General features: G+C 71.3%; 10 protein-coding genes and 1 tRNA gene. 8 read left to right on the top strand and 3 right to left on the bottom strand.

Features of this window, described 5'->3' with window-relative positions; genetic code table 11:
* Window positions 1-27: 27 nt before the first annotated feature.
* The 5 genes from MYK68_RS01340 to MYK68_RS01360 all read left to right on the top strand — a co-directional run bounded on the left by MYK68_RS01340 (window position 28) and on the right by MYK68_RS01360 (window position 7,128).
* Window positions 28-1,929, top strand: a complete 1,902-nt coding sequence (locus tag MYK68_RS01340) for a hypothetical protein (RefSeq protein ID WP_247865859.1) — start codon at window positions 28-30, stop codon at window positions 1,927-1,929.
* Between the two features lie 280 nt (window positions 1,930-2,209).
* A complete protein-coding gene (locus MYK68_RS01345) occupies window positions 2,210-3,193 on the top strand; it encodes an IS110 family RNA-guided transposase (RefSeq protein ID WP_247865860.1) in 984 nt (327 codons plus the stop codon).
* Between the two features lie 68 nt (window positions 3,194-3,261).
* Window positions 3,262-4,515, top strand: a complete 1,254-nt coding sequence (locus MYK68_RS01350; RefSeq protein WP_247864952.1) for an IS256 family transposase — start codon at window positions 3,262-3,264, stop codon at window positions 4,513-4,515.
* A gap of 346 nt (window positions 4,516-4,861) precedes the next feature.
* Window positions 4,862-5,995: an ATP-dependent DNA ligase gene (locus MYK68_RS01355; protein ID WP_247865863.1), complete on the top strand. Its 1,134-nt coding sequence runs from the start codon at window positions 4,862-4,864 to the stop codon at window positions 5,993-5,995.
* Window positions 5,995-7,128 (top strand): DNA polymerase domain-containing protein, encoded by a 1,134-nt coding sequence (locus tag MYK68_RS01360; RefSeq protein WP_247865865.1) that lies wholly within the window; start codon window positions 5,995-5,997, stop codon window positions 7,126-7,128. Before MYK68_RS01355 ends, MYK68_RS01360 begins: the two co-directional genes overlap by 1 nt.
* A gap of 108 nt (window positions 7,129-7,236) precedes the next feature.
* On the opposite strand, the gene MYK68_RS01365 is transcribed toward MYK68_RS01360, so the two are convergent.
* Together MYK68_RS01365 and MYK68_RS01370 are read right to left on the bottom strand one after the other, a co-directional pair.
* Window positions 7,237-7,995, bottom strand: a complete 759-nt coding sequence (locus tag MYK68_RS01365) for a helix-turn-helix domain-containing protein (RefSeq protein WP_349306150.1) — start codon at window positions 7,993-7,995, stop codon at window positions 7,237-7,239.
* On the bottom strand, window positions 7,992-8,375 hold the full coding sequence (locus MYK68_RS01370; protein WP_247865867.1) for a VOC family protein: 384 nt from the start codon (window positions 8,373-8,375) through the stop codon (window positions 7,992-7,994). The genes MYK68_RS01365 and MYK68_RS01370 overlap by 4 nt, the downstream gene beginning before the upstream one ends.
* A gap of 108 nt (window positions 8,376-8,483) precedes the next feature.
* On the opposite strand from MYK68_RS01370, the gene MYK68_RS01375 reads away from it, so the two are divergent.
* The 3 genes from MYK68_RS01375 (at window position 8,484) to MYK68_RS01385 (ending at window position 11,089) form a co-directional block, all read left to right on the top strand.
* Window positions 8,484-9,569 (top strand): HtaA domain-containing protein, encoded by a 1,086-nt coding sequence (locus MYK68_RS01375; protein WP_247865868.1) that lies wholly within the window; start codon window positions 8,484-8,486, stop codon window positions 9,567-9,569.
* Window positions 9,570-9,655: 86 nt separating this feature from the next.
* Complete coding sequence (locus MYK68_RS01380; protein WP_247865869.1) at window positions 9,656-10,843, top strand: AI-2E family transporter; 1,188 nt, start codon at window positions 9,656-9,658, stop codon at window positions 10,841-10,843.
* A gap of 160 nt (window positions 10,844-11,003) precedes the next feature.
* A tRNA-Ser gene (locus MYK68_RS01385) sits at window positions 11,004-11,089 on the top strand.
* Between the two features lie 367 nt (window positions 11,090-11,456).
* Here the strand turns inward: MYK68_RS01385 and MYK68_RS20725 are convergent.
* On the bottom strand, window positions 11,457-16,565 hold the full coding sequence (locus MYK68_RS20725) for a PE family protein (RefSeq protein WP_283255260.1): 5,109 nt from the start codon (window positions 16,563-16,565) through the stop codon (window positions 11,457-11,459).
* Window positions 16,566-16,571 lie beyond the last annotated feature (6 nt).

Consider the following 16,571-nt stretch of genomic DNA (forward strand, 5'->3'; position numbering starts at 1 on the left):
TGGGCGCCGCGTACTGGGAGGGTCGCGATGGCCGACGAGACGAATCAGAACCAGCCGGGCCCCGGCCAGTTTCCGCCGCCCGGCGCCGCCCAGTTCCCGGGCCAGTATCCGCCGCCGGGCACCGGCCAGTTCCCGCCGCCTGGGACCGGTCAGTTCCCGCCGCCGGGGACCGGTCAGTACGCGCCGCCTCCGCCCGCCGGTCCTCCCGGCACCCATCCGGTATCCCAGCCGGGCATGCCGTTCCCGCCGCCGGGACAGTCGTTCCCACCGCCGGGGCAGCAGTTCCCGCCTCCGGGGCAGCAGTTTCCCCCGAACTACCCGCCGCCCGGCCAGCAGTTTCCGCCGCAGGACCCGTTCCACCAGGGGCCGCCGCCCGCCGCGCCGGGCAGCACCCGCAAACGCAACTGGATCATCGCCAGCAGCCTGGTGGCCGTGGTCGCGGTGGTCGCCGCGCTGGTGACCACCCTCGTGATGATGGGCGGTTCCAACGAGCGGAAGGGCGCGAGTTCGGCCGACACCGCCGCGCTCGACATGCTCGCCGCGGCCACCCGGCGCGACACCTCCGCCGTCGCCAAGCTCATCGCGCCTGCCGAAGCCGGATCGCTGGGCGAGATCGTGGACGCCCTGCAACAGCGAGCCCAGGACGTCGGCGTGCAGAAGGGTGGTGGACACGACGGCCTGCTCGCGGGCGTCACGATCACCACCGCGAATGTGCGGACCAAGGTCGACGACCTCCGCGGCGATCTGGCCCGGGTCACCTTCACCGACGGCACCATCGATGTCCGGTTCGACCCGGGCACCGCTAACCCGGGCCTCAAGGATCTCTTCGGGGACGACCTCGAATCGGGTCACGGCACGATCGACGTGCACGATCTGCAGACCTACGGCCGCGACGGCGCGCGGATCGACCCGTTCGTGATGACGGTGAAGCAGGGGGATCGCTGGTATGTCAGCCCCGCCTACACCGCCGTCGAGCACGCGATGCTCGACGACGGCGGGTACAAGGCCGACTACCGCGCCAAGCCGGTGACCCCGGAGCGATTCGGCAGCCCGGAGGACGCGGCCGCGGGCTTCGTGGCGGCACTGTCGAAGACGGTGGATCAGAACTCGCTCGACCCGCTGATCGCCACGTTGCCGACGTACTACGGCCAGATGGCTGCGACGTACCGATCATTCCTGCAGTCGGACACCGGACTCGAGGAGATCCAGCGCCTGACGTTCTCCGACGGGAGGTATTCGTCGGAGGTGCACGACGGCGTGACCTTCGTCAACGTCGACCACCTGAAGTTCGAGGCCGTCGCGAACGGTGAGCGCGCCTCGGGCGTGATCAACGAAGGCTGCGTCACCGTCGACGGGGAATCCGAGAAGTTCTGCGGAGGCGACGCGCCGGGCGCCGTCGTCGCCGTGGGCACGGGTGTCCTCGCCGGGCAGAACGGTGTGGTGGCCACCCGTGATGGTGCGGGATGGCACATCGATCCGGTGCAGACCATGGTGGGGAGCACCCTCTACACGGTCAAGAACTCGACCGACGACCAGCTGTACCGACTTCTGGGCTTCGAGTTCCGGATCCCGGAGATGGCGATGAAGGTCAAGGCCGACGCCAGCCTGGTCGGCAAGAACTCGGTGTCGGTCACCTTCCCGGCCCGCGACGCCGGATCCCTGGACACCGCCGTCCAGGTGATCGAGCTGGATGTGCAGTCGGGCCGGCCGGTGACCATCGAGCTGCGGGGCGTGCCGTCGCGGACCTACCTGAGCTTCGAGGTGTTCACGTCGAAGGGCCGCGTCAGCTCGGACGAGGGCTCGTCGTACGGGTCCGGCACCCGATCGTTCACCTTCACCCCGACGACCACCGAGACCGCGAAGATCGCCCTCAGTCGGTACGCCTTCGGGGACGACGGCGCGGCGACCATCGAGGTGGCTCGCCGCTGAGCGGCCGACGGGCGCCATGAGTGTCGTATCTGTTGGTCGCCGACCAACAGATACGACATTGATGATGGTCGGTAGTTCCACGCCGGTCGTGACTCCGGGTACGACTGACGCCCTGCTGGGTTGTCCACCAATTGATCTGTCCGGCCGGCGTGGAGCGCTCGAATGCTCGCGAGCGGCGGTGGTCATGACCTAATCAGGAGCCTGGCCGGTGCCTAACCAATGTCTTGTCTGACCGCCGCCGCCCGGGAGCGCCCACTTCACTTGAAGGGACATCCCCATCATGGCAGTCATCGACGTCGGCAGGAACATCGCTGGAATCGACACCCACAAGGACACTCTGCACGTCGCAGTCATCACACCGGTCGGCGGCGCACTTGCCGACCGAGAGTTCCCGGCGACCTCGCACGGGTACCGGGAGGTGACCGAGTTCCTTGATGGGCACGACGTCGGTGCCGCTGGTGTGGAATGCACTAGCAGCTACGGCATGGGAATCACCCGGGTGCTCCACGCGGCAGGACTGTCCGTGGCCGAGGTGTACGGAGGCCGTAAAGACAAGAAGCGGATCAAAGGCAAGTCCGATCCGCTCGATGCCGTTGCAGCGGCTCGCGCAGTCCTGGCCGGTGACGGCATCGCAATACCGAAGGACGAACGCACCAACATGGTCCGCACTCTGCATCTGGCACGACGTTCCGGCGTGAAAGCCCGTACTGCGGCGATCAATCAGATCAAAGCAATCCTCATCGGGGCACCGGTGAAAGTTCGCGAAAAGTACAGCGACACAACAGTATCGGCGATGGTCACAGCACTGGCGGGTTGCCGGCCTCACGCCCATACCGACCAGATCGCAGTCACGGCGCTGTCGGCGCTAAAGACCCTGGCCAAACGGGTCCAGTTCCTCGACGACCAGGACCGCGACCTCACCGACCAGATCGATGTCCTGGTCACTGAGATGAACCCGGCATTGCGTGCGGCCTACGGCGTCGGCCCCGACACGGCCGCCCAACTGATCATCACTGCCGGCGCCAACCCCGAGCGCCTACGCAGCGAAGCCTCCTTCGCCGCCCTGTGCGGAGCAGCGCCGGTCCCAGCATCGTCGGGGAAGACCTCGCGGCATCGTCTCTCGCGCGGCGGGGACCGTGCGGCGAACAACGCTCTGCACCGGATCGCACTGGTCCGTATGTCCAGCCATCAGCCGACCCGCGACTGGGTAAGTCCCGTGGAGTGGTGGGGTTTCGGGGCCGGGGTCGGGGTGTCTTCCCTGTAGATGGGTGGGCCATCGCGTAGAGGTCAATGAGTTACCGACAAAAGTGACTCGAAGACAAGGACCACGCGATGACCCGCGACCATTCTGCCCTGTTCGCTCAGCTCGATGCTCTTGCCTCCGCCGATTCCGGTGCGGTGTTCGCTGAGCTGATCCGTGCGGGCTTGCAATCGCTCATCGAGGCCGAAGCGGCCGGGAAGATCGGTGCCGGCCGTTACCAGCGCAGTGTTGATCGTTGCACCCACCGCAACGGGCACCGCGCCAAGACGATCTCGACGACTTCCGGGGATGTATCGGTGAAGATCCCCAAGCTCCGGTCGGGGTCGTTCTTCCCATCCCTACTGGAGAAGCGGCGACGGGTCGATCAGGCATTGCATGCGGTGATCATGGAGGCCTACGTCCACGGCGTCTCTACCCGCAATGTCGATGATCTGGTGCGCGCCCTCGGCGTCGATACCGGGATCTCCAAGTCCGAGGTCTCCCGGATCTGTGGTGGCCTCGATGAGCAGATCACCGCGTTCCGGCAGCGTTCGCTCACCCACACCGAGTTTCCCTACATCTTCTGCGACGCCACGTTCTGCAAAGTGCGGGTCGGCGCCCACGTGGTCTCCCAAGCCCTGGTCGTAGCAACCGGGGTCTCAGCGGCCGGAACCCGTGAAGTCCTCGGTACCGCTGTGGGAGATAGTGAATCGTTCGAGTTCTGGCGCGAGTTCCTGGCCTCCCTCAAAGCCCGAGGCCTGACCGGCGTGCATCTGGTGATCTCCGACGCGCACGCCGGACTCAAAGCCGCCGTCGCCCAGCAGTTCACCGGCGCGGCCTGGCAACGCTGCCGCGTGCATTTCATGCGGAACCTGCACGGGGTCGTCCCCGGTAAACAGGGCCCGGTCGTGACCGCGGCAGTCCGCACGATCTTCGCTCACACCGATCCGGCCGACCTGTCTGCCCAATGGGACCAGGTCGCCGACTCGCTGGCCGCCTCGTTTCCGAAAGTGGCAGCGATGATGAACCAGGCCAAACCCGACGTCCTCGCGTTCAGCGCGTTCCCGCAGACGCACTGGCAGAAGATCTGGTCGAACAATCCGATCGAGCGACTCAACAAAGAGATCAAACGCCGCGCCGACGTCGTGGAGATCTTCCCCAACCCGGCCGCGTTCCTGCGCCTGGCCACCGCCGTGGTCATCGAGGCCCACGACGAATGGCAAGTCACCCGCCGCTACTTCTCTGACGTCTCCATGGCCGATCTCCGCCGCACGATCGCAGCCAAACAACAGTCACTTACCAACGGACAACCCGAACCCGCCACCACCGATCAACAGATCGCCTAACCTCGACTCGACTCATTGATCAACGCGCACTCACGCCGATCCAAAGTCCACCACTCTAAGGGACGCTGTCCCTTCTGACCCGCGTCATCGAGATCGACGACTACAGCGACCTCCGCCCGACTCGCCAGGCAAAGAACCTCACCCTCACCGCGGCAGCCGGTCACTTCGGCAAATGGCCGACCGAAATCTCACGCCTCGAACGCGGCCTCAAACGCGACGACAACCTCGCCGACGCCTACCGCCAATGGCTCGCCGACGCCGCTTGACACCAATAGGAGCATCACTTTCGCGCCGGGCACCGTCGGGGCGCGTTGTGCAATCGCGAGCCCTCCATGAGGATGGAGGGGTGGATCTCCCGGTGAACCCGCCCGTCGCGCCGATGCTCGCCAAGGCGGTCACGGCCGTGCCGCCGCAGCCGGACGGGGAGCCGGGGTGGTCGTACGAGCCGAAGTGGGACGGCTTCCGCGCGTTGATCTTCCGCGACGGCGACGAGGTCGAGATCTCCTCGCGCGGCGGCAAGGACCTGGCCAGGTACTTTCCGGAGCTGGTCGAGGCCGCGAAGACGGAACTGCCCGAGCGGGTGGTGGTCGACGGTGAGGTCTGCGTGCCGCGGGTGGTTTCGACAGGCTCAACCGGCGTGACGAGCTCAACCGGCGTGACGAGCTCAACCGGCGGGACGAGCTCGACCGATGCGGCGAACCCGGCCGGCGGTGAGGTGTGGCGCCTCGACTGGGACTCGCTCTCTCAGCGGATCCACCCCGCGGCCTCCCGGATCGCCAAACTCGCGGATGAGACACCGGCGATGTTCATCGGCTTCGACGCGCTCGCCCTCGGCGCGCGCGATCTGATGGGGGAGCCCTTCGCCGCACGCCGCGACGCTCTGCGTCAGGCGATCGGTGCCGCCGGCCGCCTGCGTATCAGCCGCGTCACGCACGACGCGCGGCAGGCCCAGGACTGGTTCACCGCGTTCGAGGGGGCCGGCCTCGACGGGGTGGTCGCCAAGCGGCTCGACGGCCGCTATGTCCCCGGCAAACGCGAGATGCTCAAGATCAAGCACAAGCGGACCGCGGACTGCGTGGTCCTCGGCTACCGCGTGCACAAGAGCGGGACCGGCCTCGGCTCCATGCTGCTGGGCCTCTATGACGACGCGGGCGACGTCCGGATGGTGGGCGGTTCCAGTGCCTTCTCCGACACGAAACGGGTCGAGCTGCAAGAACGATTCGAGAAGCTCCGCCTCGACCCCGACGCGGTGGCGCCGGGTGAGGTCAATCGCTGGCGCTCGTCGGCGACGGGGGAGTGGATCCCGATCCGGCGAGAACTGGTGGTCGAGGTGGCGTACGACCAGATGGAGAACGACAGGTTCCGGCACACCGTCAAGTTCTTGCGCTGGCGCCCCGACCGAGAGCCGTCGTCGTGCACCTACGACCAGCTCGAGGTTCCGCTGACCTACGACGTGTACGACGTGCTGGAGGGATCCTGATGCCGAAACCGAAACCGGAGATGCTGGACGTCGACGGCGTCGAGGTGAAGCTGAGCAATCCCGACAAGATCTATTTCCCGGAACTGGGCGAGGTCGGCGGTCGCAAGCGCGACCTGGTCGAGTACTACGAGGCCGTGGCCCTGCAGGGTGCGCTGATGACCGCGATCGCCGGGCGCCCGACGTACCTGGAGCGCTACCCCGACGGTGTCGACGGGGACCAGATCTATCAGAAGCACCTCACCAAGTACCGCCCCGCGCACGTCGAATCGACCGAGGTGGTGTTCCCGTCCAAGCGCTCCGGGCAGGCGTTCTGCCCGCGGATTCCGGCCGATGCGGTGTGGGCGGCGAACCTCGGAACGCTGACCTTCCACACGTGGCCGACGGTCGCGCCGGGAGCGAAGCGAGCGGGCGACATGTCGTCGGTCGCGCCGGGAGCGAAGCGAGCGGGCGACATGTCACCATCCCCCGACAACGACCATCCCGACCAGCTCCGGCTCGACCTCGATCCGTCCGGCGACACCACCTACGCCGACGCCCGACGGGTGGCGCTCGAGCTGCTCCGGCCGCTGCTCGACGAACTCGGCCTCCCCGGCTTCCCGAAGACCTCCGGCAAGCGCGGCGTGCACGTGTACATCCCGATCGAACCGGGCTGGGACTTCATCGCGACCCGGCGCGCGGTGATCGCGCTGGCTCGGGAGCTGGAGCGCCGGGATCCGGCCGCGGTCACCACCTCCTGGTGGAAGGAGGAGCGCGGCGACCGGGTGTTCATTGACTTCAATCAGAATGCGCGCGACCGCAGTATGGCTTCGCCCTATTCGGTTCGCAAGACCCCGCGCGCACAGGTCTCCACCCCGCTGACCTGGGATGAGCTCGCCGATGCCGAGCCGGCGGACTTCACTGTGTCGACGGTCCCGGAACTTCTCGCGCGACGCGGCGATCCGTGGACGGACATCGACGCCCGCAGTGTCGGTATCGAGGTGCTGCTGGAGATGGTGCAGCGCGATGACGCCGCCGGCCTGGGCGACATGCCGTACCCGCCGAGCTATCCGAAGATGCCCGGCGAACCGCCGCGCGTGCAGCCGAGCAAGAAGGTCGCCGAGCATTGGGACGCCGCGGGCAATCGGATCGAGTGAGTCGCCGGGGTGGCCGCAAGCGCTAGCGCCGGCGTGCCCGACCGGCGGATGCTTGACGTGTTTCTCCTCGTCGGTGCCACTACGCCATGCCTGTACGCCACAGTACGGTCAGGATCGGGTCGCACCCGCGAACTCGGCGGTCCGCGCGGCGAGGAACGCCGCGGGTGGTAGGCCGGTGAAGTCGTGGACCTCGCGGGTGAGATGCGCCTGGTCGGCGTAGCCGCAGTCGGCGGCCACCTCGGCGATCGGCGTACCGGTCTCGAGCCGTCGCCGTGCGTGATCGAAGCGGAAGAGCCGGGCCGCCTGCTTGAGACCCATGCCGTATTCGGCGGCGAACAGGGCGGAGAGTTTGCGGGCGGACCAGCCCGAGCGGTCGACCAGTTCGGCGACGGTCACCCGCCCACGACGGCGGGCAAGGAACTGCCAGATCCGCGCGGCGTCGTCGTCGGCGGGAGCCCGGTACCGGGGTACCGCCGTCAGCAGAGCGGCGCAGCGTGCCGCACGGGTGTCCGGTTCGGCGGCACCGAGGTCGTCGTACAGGCGGCCGGCCAGGCCGGGAGCGAGGTCGGCGAGTGCCAGGTTGCGGCCGAAGAGTTCGCCGGGCGGGAGGCCGAACAGGGTGCGCACGGCGGCCGGGGCCAAATCCAGCTGCACGCCGACCTGGGTGCCGTCGTGATGGATGGCGACCGGTCGCAGGTGCATGCCGCCGAGCGCCGCACGGAAGGTACGTGGCGCATCGTCGTCGGTCGAGAGGGTGAGGCCGGTGCCGAGATCGATCACCAGGGTGACGGTGGGCGACGGCAGCCCGGCGTGGGTGCCGGGCCGCCCGCCCACGATCCGGTACGGGGTGATCGTGAGACCGCTCAACCCGCGTATGTCCCGAAACTCCATGCGTTCCCCTCGGCGTCGGCCACGGTGAACCCCCGGGATCCATAGTCCTCGTCCTTGAGGTCGCGCACCAGGGTCGCACCGAGTTCGACGGCCCGCGCGTAGACCGCGTCGGGGTCGTCGACGACGACGTAGACGTTGCCCGACCCGCGGGCGGCGGGCAGGTCGGGGGCGGCCGAGTGGATCATGACGCGTCCGCCCTCAGGCCAGAGCATCTCCGAATGGTGGACCTGCCGGTCGCCGTCGCCCTCGACCAGGATGCCGGGGACGAAGCCGAGGCGGGTGAGCCAGTCGCGCACGGCGAGCGGGTCGTCGCAGGGGATACCGGGCCAGATGCTGTGATCGATTCGTGTGGTCATGCCTCCAGTGTTCCGGGCCCGGCCGCCTGGATCTTGAAGAAATCGGCAGCGGATTTACCGGACCAAGGCCCCTGTTCGCTCCTTCATAACATCGGTTAGGCTGCCCTCATGAAGCTCGCTCGGTTCGTCCTCGTCAGCCTGCTCGCGCTGTGCACCGCCGTCGCGGGAGTCGTGCTGGGCGCCCCCGCGCACGCCGCCCCGAAAGCGCCCGCCATCACGGTGTATCTCGCCGACGGTGTGACCCCGGTGGGGAACACACTCCTGCATCCGGGCGACACGGTCGTGGTCAGGGGCACCGGGTTCGACCCGAACGCCAACACCTCCGGGCTGCCCGTCCCGGTGCCGCCCGGCGTCCCGCACGGCACCTTCGTCGCCTTCGGAAAGTTCAGCCCGCACTGGCGGCCGTCGCAGGGGGCGCCGGAGTCGTCGCGCGCCCTGGACCGCTCGCAGACCAAGTGGGCCATCTCCGACGACGCGCTCGGCCGCATCCCGAACACCCCGTTCGACCTGCGCCGCACGGTGCGCCAGCAGGCCGTCCCGCTGCACCGGGACGGCACCTTCACCGCGAAGATCACGCTGACCACCCCGAAGGATGCGCCCGCGAACGGCCGCTGGGGCATCTACACCTACGGTGCGGCCGACGCGGTCAACGCCGCGCAGGAGCGCTTCGTCCCGATCAACTACTCCACCGCGCCGGGCCGGGGCACCCCGAAGCCGGCCGTGCGCAACCTCGTCTGGGCGTACTCGCCGAACTTCTACTCGACGTTCGCGCAGCGCACGCAGGGCGCCGTCGTCGGCAAGAAGGGGGCGGCCGTCGACAAGCGCGGCGTGCTGTCGTACGAGCTGACGTCGAACACCGTCCGGAACGGCCGCGGCGAACTGCGCTACACCGGCACGGTGGTCGCGTACACCCGCTTCCACCTGTATGAGATCGCGCTCGCCGACCCGATCATCCGGGTGACCGGGGGCCGGGCGGTGCTCAGCATGCGGACGTCGACCACCGACCAGAACGGCACCGATGCGCTGCGCCGGATCGACGTCGCCGATCTGCGTCTCGGTGCGGCCCAGCTCGCCCGGCTGAGCCGCGGCGAGAACGTCACCGGCATCGCCGCGACCTTCCGGCCCGGCGTCACCCCGGCGCTGCTCGGACTGCTCTCGCACGGTGCGGCGTCGCCGGTGAATCTGCTGTTCTGAGCCGCCGAGCCGTCAGGTTGTGCCGTCTTCGGCGCGGGCGGGCGGCGATTCGCCGGGTCTGTCGCGACGCGGTTTAGGCTCGACTCGTGAGTGATGAGAGCAAGTGGCGGGATCGCATCCTGACGATCCGCGAGGAGGACGACGCCAAGGTCTCCCCGGGCGTGCGCGCCACGGCGGCCTGGACGTGGCGGCTGCTGGTGATCGGCGTCGGCATCGTCGTCCTCGGCTGGCTGTTCAAACGGTTCGAGGACGTCCTTTTCCCGGTCGCCCTCGCGCTGCTGTTCACCGCGTTCCTGCGCCAGCCGGTGGACTGGGCGCACCGCAAGGGCGTGCCCCGCGTGGTGGCGGTGCTGACCGCGGTCGTGCTCACCATCGTCGTGGTGCTCGGGCTGCTGGCCTTCGCCGTGCAGCAGGGGGTGTCCGGCGGGCCGCAACTGCTGTCGGAGTTCACCAAGACCGTCGACCAGACGCGGCAATGGCTGGTCGACAGCCCCCTGCACCTCGACGACGCCCACATCCGCGCGCTCGCCGAGGAGATCACCGGCTGGGCCAAGTCGCACGAGGCCACGCTCGCCAATCACGCGCTGGGCACCGCGGCCTTCGGCAGCCGGGTGCTCACCGGGGCGGCGCTCACGATCTTCTTGCTGATCTTCTTCCTGTACGACGGCCGCGCCATGTGGAACTACGTCACCCGGATGGTGCCGGCCGGAAGTCGTGAACAGGTCCGCGGCAGCGGGATCGCCGGTTTCGGCAGCCTGGAGGCCTACACCCGAGCCACCGTCTTCGTCGCCGCCGTCGACGCGGGCGTGATCGGCATCGGCCTGGCGATCCTCGGGGTGCCCATGGTGTTGCCGCTGGTCGTGATCATCTTCCTGGGGTCGTTCATCCCGATCGTGGGTTCGTTCGTGGCGGGCACGCTCGCCGTGCTGGTCGCCCTCACCACCCAGGGCTGGGTCAACGCGCTCATCGTCGTCGGCCTGCTGATCTTCGTGATGGCCTTCGAGGGGCACGTGCTGCAGCCGTTCATCCTCGGCCACTCGGTCAAGCTGCACCCCGTCGCGGTGATCCTGGTGATCGCGATCGGCCTCATGCTCGCCGGGATCGTCGGCGGTCTGATCGCGGTACCGACCGTCGCGTTCGCCGTGACGGCCTGCTCGTGGCGGCCCGGTCAGGAACCGCCGCCCGAGAACGACAGCAAGCTGTCCGCGTGGATCAGGGCCAGATTGCACCGCGGCCCAGGCCCGTCGAACGACGACGCCCCCGCCCCGTCGTAGTTCCCGCCCACTGATTCAGTAGGCGTCGCCCGGTCGGTTCGTCGTGGCCCAATCGGCCGAGTGGGCCACAGCGAAGTCGCCGGCCCGACGCTCCCCGCGCATCGTCGCTCGGGTGGCCGGTTTGGGTCGTGCGCGACCAGCGGCTACCATCGTTACGCCTGGAGGATTCGCCTAGTGGCCTATGGCGCTCGCCTGGAACGCGGGTTGGGTTAACAGCCCTCAGGGGTTCGAATCCCCTATCCTCCGCAAATGAGAAGGCCCCCACCCGAGGTACGAGGGTGGGGGCCTTCTCATTTGCATTTGGGTACGGCGGATTCGGGAGGAGCCGCGAGGAACGAGCGGCGACGGTTCCCCTATCCAGCGACGAATCTGCGAGCACAGCGATTCGAGGAGGAGCGGAGCGACGGAGTCCCCTATCCTCCGCCCCATCGATCGAACAGGACCCGAGCCGGATTCCGTCCCACCACCCGATCTCCGTTGAACCACCTGGATTCCGTTCGTCCCGTCGCACTATTCCGGCGGGTGGAACGGAAAGCGAGTGGTGGGACGGAATCCGGCACTCGGAGAGGACCGCAGGAACCCGCCCCATCTCCCCGGCGCGGCGCAGGTGCTGTTACACGGGCGTGACGCCGTCCGCTCCCGGATGACCGGCTTGTCCGTCGCTACCGGTGGCGCCGCGGTCGCCGTCCGATCCGTTCTGGCCGGGGTGGGTGCCGGCCGACCCTCCGGTGCCGCCTGCTCCGCCCAGACCGCCCTGTCCGCCTGAGCCTGCTCCGCCTTCGGCCCCGCCGTCGCCGCCGGTGCCGTTGTTGCCGGCGCCGCTGACGGCGATACCGCCGTTGCCACCGACCCCGCCGTTGCCACCGTTGCCGCCGGCCCCGCCGGTGCCGCCCTGTCCGCCGTCGCCGCCGTCGCCGCCGTCGGTGATGCTGGTGATCGGCCCCCGCGGGACACCGCCGATGTAGCCTCTGCCGCCGTTGCCGCCTGCGCCGCCCGAGTAGCCCTGGGCGCCAGTGCCGCCGGTGCCGCCCGCACCACCGGCTCCACCGTTGCCCGCGTTACCGCCCAGCAGACCGCCGTTGCCGCCTGCGCCGCCGGCACCGCCGGTGCCGCCGGTGCCGCCCTTGGTTCCGGTGCCGCCGGGACCGCCGTTGCCGCCCCGGCCGCCGATGGCAGCGTCGCCCAGGAAAGGAAATGAGTCAGCGGTGTCGCTCCGGGCGTCGCCACCGTCCCCGCCCTTACCGCCGGTGCCGCGGAACTCGCCGTCGTATCCGTTCCCGCCCGCGCCGCCGTGCGCCGGCCCCTGGAGGGAATATGCGTCCCCACCATTACCACCGTTCATACCGGCCAGCCAGCCGTTCGACCCGGCGCCCCCGGTCGCGGTTCCCCATAGTGTGTCGGTGGAACGGTCGGCGCCGTCTACCGGGTAGACCGTCGCGCTACTGGGTGGTGGATTCACGCCGGTGGCTCCGGTTCCGCCTTGGCCGCCGTTGCCGCCGTTTCCGCCGTCGCCGTAGGTTCCGGCGTTGCCGCCTTTGCCGCCCGCTCCACCCTGCTGTCCGGCCGCTCCGACGCCGCCGTTGCCGCCGTTTCCGCCGTAGACTGCGGCGGTGTTATCGGCGCCCTTCGCGCCGTCGCTCCCGTCGCTGCCGCCGGAGCCGCCGACACCCGCGGTGCCGCCGTGCCCACCGGCGCCGCCGTCGCTGGACATGCCGCCGTTGCCCCCGTCACCCCCATTGAGGTGCGTGCTGTCGACGTCCGCGTCGGCGCCGTTGAAGCCCCAGCCGCCGTAACCGCCGCTCCCGCCCCGGCCGCCGTCGCCGCCGGTCCCGCCGTTGCCGTTCGTGCCGCCGGAACCAGTACCCTCCAGACCGCCGGTGCCCGCCTGCCCGGCATCGCCACCGGTGCCGCCGTCGCCGCCGCGACCGGCCGCCCCGGCGTCACCACCGTTCTGGCCGTCGGTCCCCGCGTAGTCTGGCAGCTCCCAGGCGTTCAACCCGGCGTTGCGGCCGAATCCCCGACTGCCGCTGCCCGCGTCCCCGCCGTTCCCGCCGTCGCCGCCCCGGCCGCCGTTGCCGCCGTCGCCGTTCGCGCCCCGGGTGCCCAACGGGTTGTCGCCGGTCAGGCCGCCGCCGTTCCCGCCGTTCCCGCCGCTGCCGGCGTTCCCGCCGCTGCCGCCGTCCACGCCGTCGCCGCCATCGCGCCCGTCGAACCGGGCGCTGTACGCGCCCGCCGCGCCCAGGCCGCCCTGCCCGCCATCGCTGCCGTCACCGCCGCGACCACCAGCGCCGCCGGTGTTGGCGGCCAGTATGCCGCCCCGCCCGCCGTTGCCGCCGTCTCCTCCGCTGCCGCCGTTCTGCCCGTCGGAGACCGAGGTCGTCCACGACGCGCCGTCGTCCCCCTTCTTCCCGTTGCCGCCGTCGCCGCCCGCGCCCCCGTCGCCGTTGCGGCCGCCGTCGCCGCCGTCGCCGCCGCGGCCGCCGTCCTCACCGGCGATGAACGCGCTGAGACCGGTGCCGCCCCGACCGCCGTTGCCGCCAGCGATCAGGTAGTCGGCGCCGTCATCGCCGTTGCGGCCGCTCACCCCGAGACCACCGACGGTGCTGCCCGGCGAACCGGCCCAGCCGCCGTGTCCCGCGTTGCCGGGGTCGCCGCCGTCGCCGCCGTTGCCCCCGTCGGCGTGGCCGAGGGTGCCGTTCGCCCCGTCGCCGCCGTCGCCCGGTGCGCCCGCGGCACCGCCCGCGCCGCCGTTGCCGCCGTTGCCGTTGGCACCGATGTGGCCTGCGCCGCCGGCCGCGACCGCGCCGCCGGAGCCGCCGTTCCCGCCGGTACCGCCGTCCGCGCCGTCGCCGCCGTCACCACCGTCGCGCCCCGTCATGAAGTCGGTCGATGAACCGAACCCGTCGTTACCGTTCTTCCCGTCGCCGCCGTCACCGCCGAGCCCGCCGTTGCCGCCCAGCCCGCCGTCGCCGCCGTCACCGATGATCGATCCGCCGAGGCCGCCCGCGCCGCCGGCGCCGCCGTTGCCGCCGCGGGTGCCGGACGTTCCCGGCTGGCCGGATGCGAGGCCGTCGGCGCCGTTGTCTCCGGCCGCCCCGCCGCCACCGTTTCCGCCCGCGCCGCCGTTGCCGCGTGAGCCGCCGTTGCCGCCCGCGCCGCCCGCGCCGCCGTTTCCGTCATGCTGGGTCATCGCCGCCGCGGTGTGGCCGTCACCGCCCTTGCCGCCGTTCCCTGCCTGGCCGGTGAATTCCGGGCCGTCGGTGCCGACCTGTCCGTCCTCGCCCGCGCCGCCCGCGGTGGTGCCCGCTGTTCCGGCCGCCCCGCCGTGACCGGCGTGGCCGGCTTCGCCGCCGTCCCCGCCCCGCCCGCCGTTCGGGTTGTCGATGGTCCCGTCGGTGCCGGCGCCACCGTCCCCGGGGGTTCCGCCCCGGCCGCCCGTGCCGCCGTCGCCGCCGTCCCCGTTGCGACCGGCGTGCCCGGCGCCGCCCGCGGCGATCGTGCCTCCGTCTCCGCCGGCGCCACCCGCACCGCCGATTCCTCCGTCCCCGCCGTCGCCGCCGGCCTGGCCCGCGTTCTCGTTGCGCCCGGCGAACCCGACCTCACCGGTCTGCCCGGTGCCGCCGGTCCCGCCATCGGCGCCGTGACCGCCGTGTCCGCCCGCGCCGCCGTCGCCCATCACCGATCCGCCCTGGCCGCCGCGTCCGCCGGCTCCACCTGCACCGCCGGTCTGCCCGGTCGCGCCGGACTTCCCGGCCGCGTTGCCGTCCGCGCCTGCCGCACCCGCGTAACCGTCACCGCCGATGCCGCCCGCGCCGCCGTCGCCGTTACTTCCGCCGTCACCGCCGGCACCGCCAGAACCGCCTGCCTGCCCGGCAAGTACGCCGTCGTAGCCGCTGCCGCCCGCGCCGCCGTTGCCGACGATCGTCATGATCGACGCTCCGCGTGTTCCCGCCGCCCCGGTCACCGAGCCGCTGCCGCCCGCACCACCGGCACCGGCGATCCCGGTGTCGCCGCCGTGGCCCCCGGCCCCGCCATCGCGGAACGACGCGTCGCCGTCGGCGCCCGCGCCACCGTCACCCGGGGTCCCGGCGGCACCGCCGGTCCCACCGGTCCCGCCGGACCCGGTCGAGCCCGTTCCGGCGAACCAGCCGCCGGTTCCACCCGCGCCACCCGCACCGCCGATGCCGCCGACTCCGCCGTCGCCACCGCGGCCGCCCGCGGCCCCGGCCTGGCCCGCCGCCACCGCCGCGGCCCCGTCGATGCCGGTGCCGCCCGTGCCTCCGGTGCCCCCCGTCCCGCCGGTTCCGCCCGCGCCGCCGCGGCCGAACAGGCCGGCCGCGCCGCCGGCGCCGCCGGTTCCACCCGCTCCGCCGGTCAGCCCGGTCCCGCCCGCCGCCCCGGCGGTTGCGCCGTCGTCGCCGTCGGCACCGGCCGTGCCGCTGCCGCCCGCGCCGCCGGTCCCGCCGAGACCGATCAGTGCGCCGCCGTCGCCGCCGGTCCCGCCGGTCGCCCCGTCCGCTCCGGCAAGGACGGCGTCCGCCCCTGCCCCGCCGGCCCCGCCATCGCCGAACAGTCCGGCGTCGCCGCCGCGGCCGCCGAGGTAGGCGTCGCCGCCGTCACCGAAGAGCAGGCCGCCGTCGCCGCCGTCCGGATGCGCGGCGGTGCCGTCGGCGCCGTTGCCGATGATGAGCCGGCCGGCCGCCGTATTGATGGCGTCATCGACCACCATTCCGATCGGGCTGGCGATCCAGGCTTGCGCCAGTTGATGCATCGGCAGATAGAACAGCAGCATCAGGTCGTCGGCCGGTGCCGTGTCGAGCATCAACGACGACGCGGTCGGTGAGCTGAGGGCCGAGTACTGCTGCGGTACCGGGGCGAACGGTCCGGCGCCCGGACGCTGCCGGGCGAACCACAGCATCGTCCAGGCCAGCGGAGTCTCGCCGGCCGGGGTCCCCGGGGCGCCCGACGCCGGCAGCCCGAAGAGCGCGAGCAAGCCCAGCGGGTTGCCCGCCGGAGCGATCGGCGCGGTCGCCTCGGCCGGCGTCGCGGTCGGAGTGATCGTGGACGCTGCCACCGGGGCGTCGGCGGTGAGTGCGGTGACTCCGGGCGGCGCTGCGGCGACGTGCAGGGGAGCGGTCATCGTTCGCCGGTGACGTCCGCCGGCGCCGATGTCGCGCGGCCCGGAGCCGTCCGCCGAGAATTCCGCCCCGTTCATCCGGTCCAGGCCGCCCGTACCGATCGCGCCGACCGTGTCGGGCACCGTCGGTGCGGCACCCGAATCGGGTGCGCGCGGTGCGCGGTGCCGTCCGGTCCCCAGATCGGCCGATGAACCGCCGTCCTGCCCGTCGAGCCCATCGCCCAGGCTCGGCTCGGCACCGGACTGCTCGTCGTCGGTGTCCGGCGCGGTCGGCGCCTGCCCGCTGCCCGACCCCTGTGTGCCGCCGGCGCCCTGGGTGTCGCCGGATTGCTGAGTATCGCCCGAGCCCGGGGTGTCGTCGGCGCTTTGGACGCCGTCCGAACCCCCGTCGGTGCCGGTGTTCCCGGCATCCGCGGCGGAGGTTCCCCCGGCCTGCCCGCCGGTCTCTGAGGACCCCGATCCCGCTCCGGCCGTGACGGGCTCCTCCGGTTCCGCCTGCGCGATGCCGTGACCCGACCACAGCGCCACACTGATCCCCGCCGCGGCGGCCAGGAGACGGGCGCGGTTCTTCCGTACAGCACGCATGGCTTA

Source organism: Gordonia sp. PP30 (genome assembly GCF_023100845.1).
In the GTDB taxonomy this organism is placed as follows: domain Bacteria; phylum Actinomycetota; class Actinomycetes; order Mycobacteriales; family Mycobacteriaceae; genus Gordonia.

Coding starts and splice junctions, on each gene's coding strand:
- MYK68_RS01340 (WP_247865859.1), top strand. CDS start 28: ATGGCCGACGAGACGAATCAGAACCAGCCGGGCCCCGGCCAGTTTCCG.
- MYK68_RS01345 (WP_247865860.1), top strand. CDS start 2,210: ATGGCAGTCATCGACGTCGGCAGGAACATCGCTGGAATCGACACCCAC.
- MYK68_RS01350 (WP_247864952.1), top strand. CDS start 3,262: ATGACCCGCGACCATTCTGCCCTGTTCGCTCAGCTCGATGCTCTTGCC.
- MYK68_RS01360 (WP_247865865.1), top strand. CDS start 5,995: ATGCCGAAACCGAAACCGGAGATGCTGGACGTCGACGGCGTCGAGGTG.
- MYK68_RS01370 (WP_247865867.1), bottom strand. CDS start 8,375: ATGACCACACGAATCGATCACAGCATCTGGCCCGGTATCCCCTGCGAC.
- MYK68_RS01375 (WP_247865868.1), top strand. CDS start 8,484: ATGAAGCTCGCTCGGTTCGTCCTCGTCAGCCTGCTCGCGCTGTGCACC.
- MYK68_RS20725 (WP_283255260.1), bottom strand. CDS start 16,565: ATGCGTGCTGTACGGAAGAACCGCGCCCGTCTCCTGGCCGCCGCGGCG.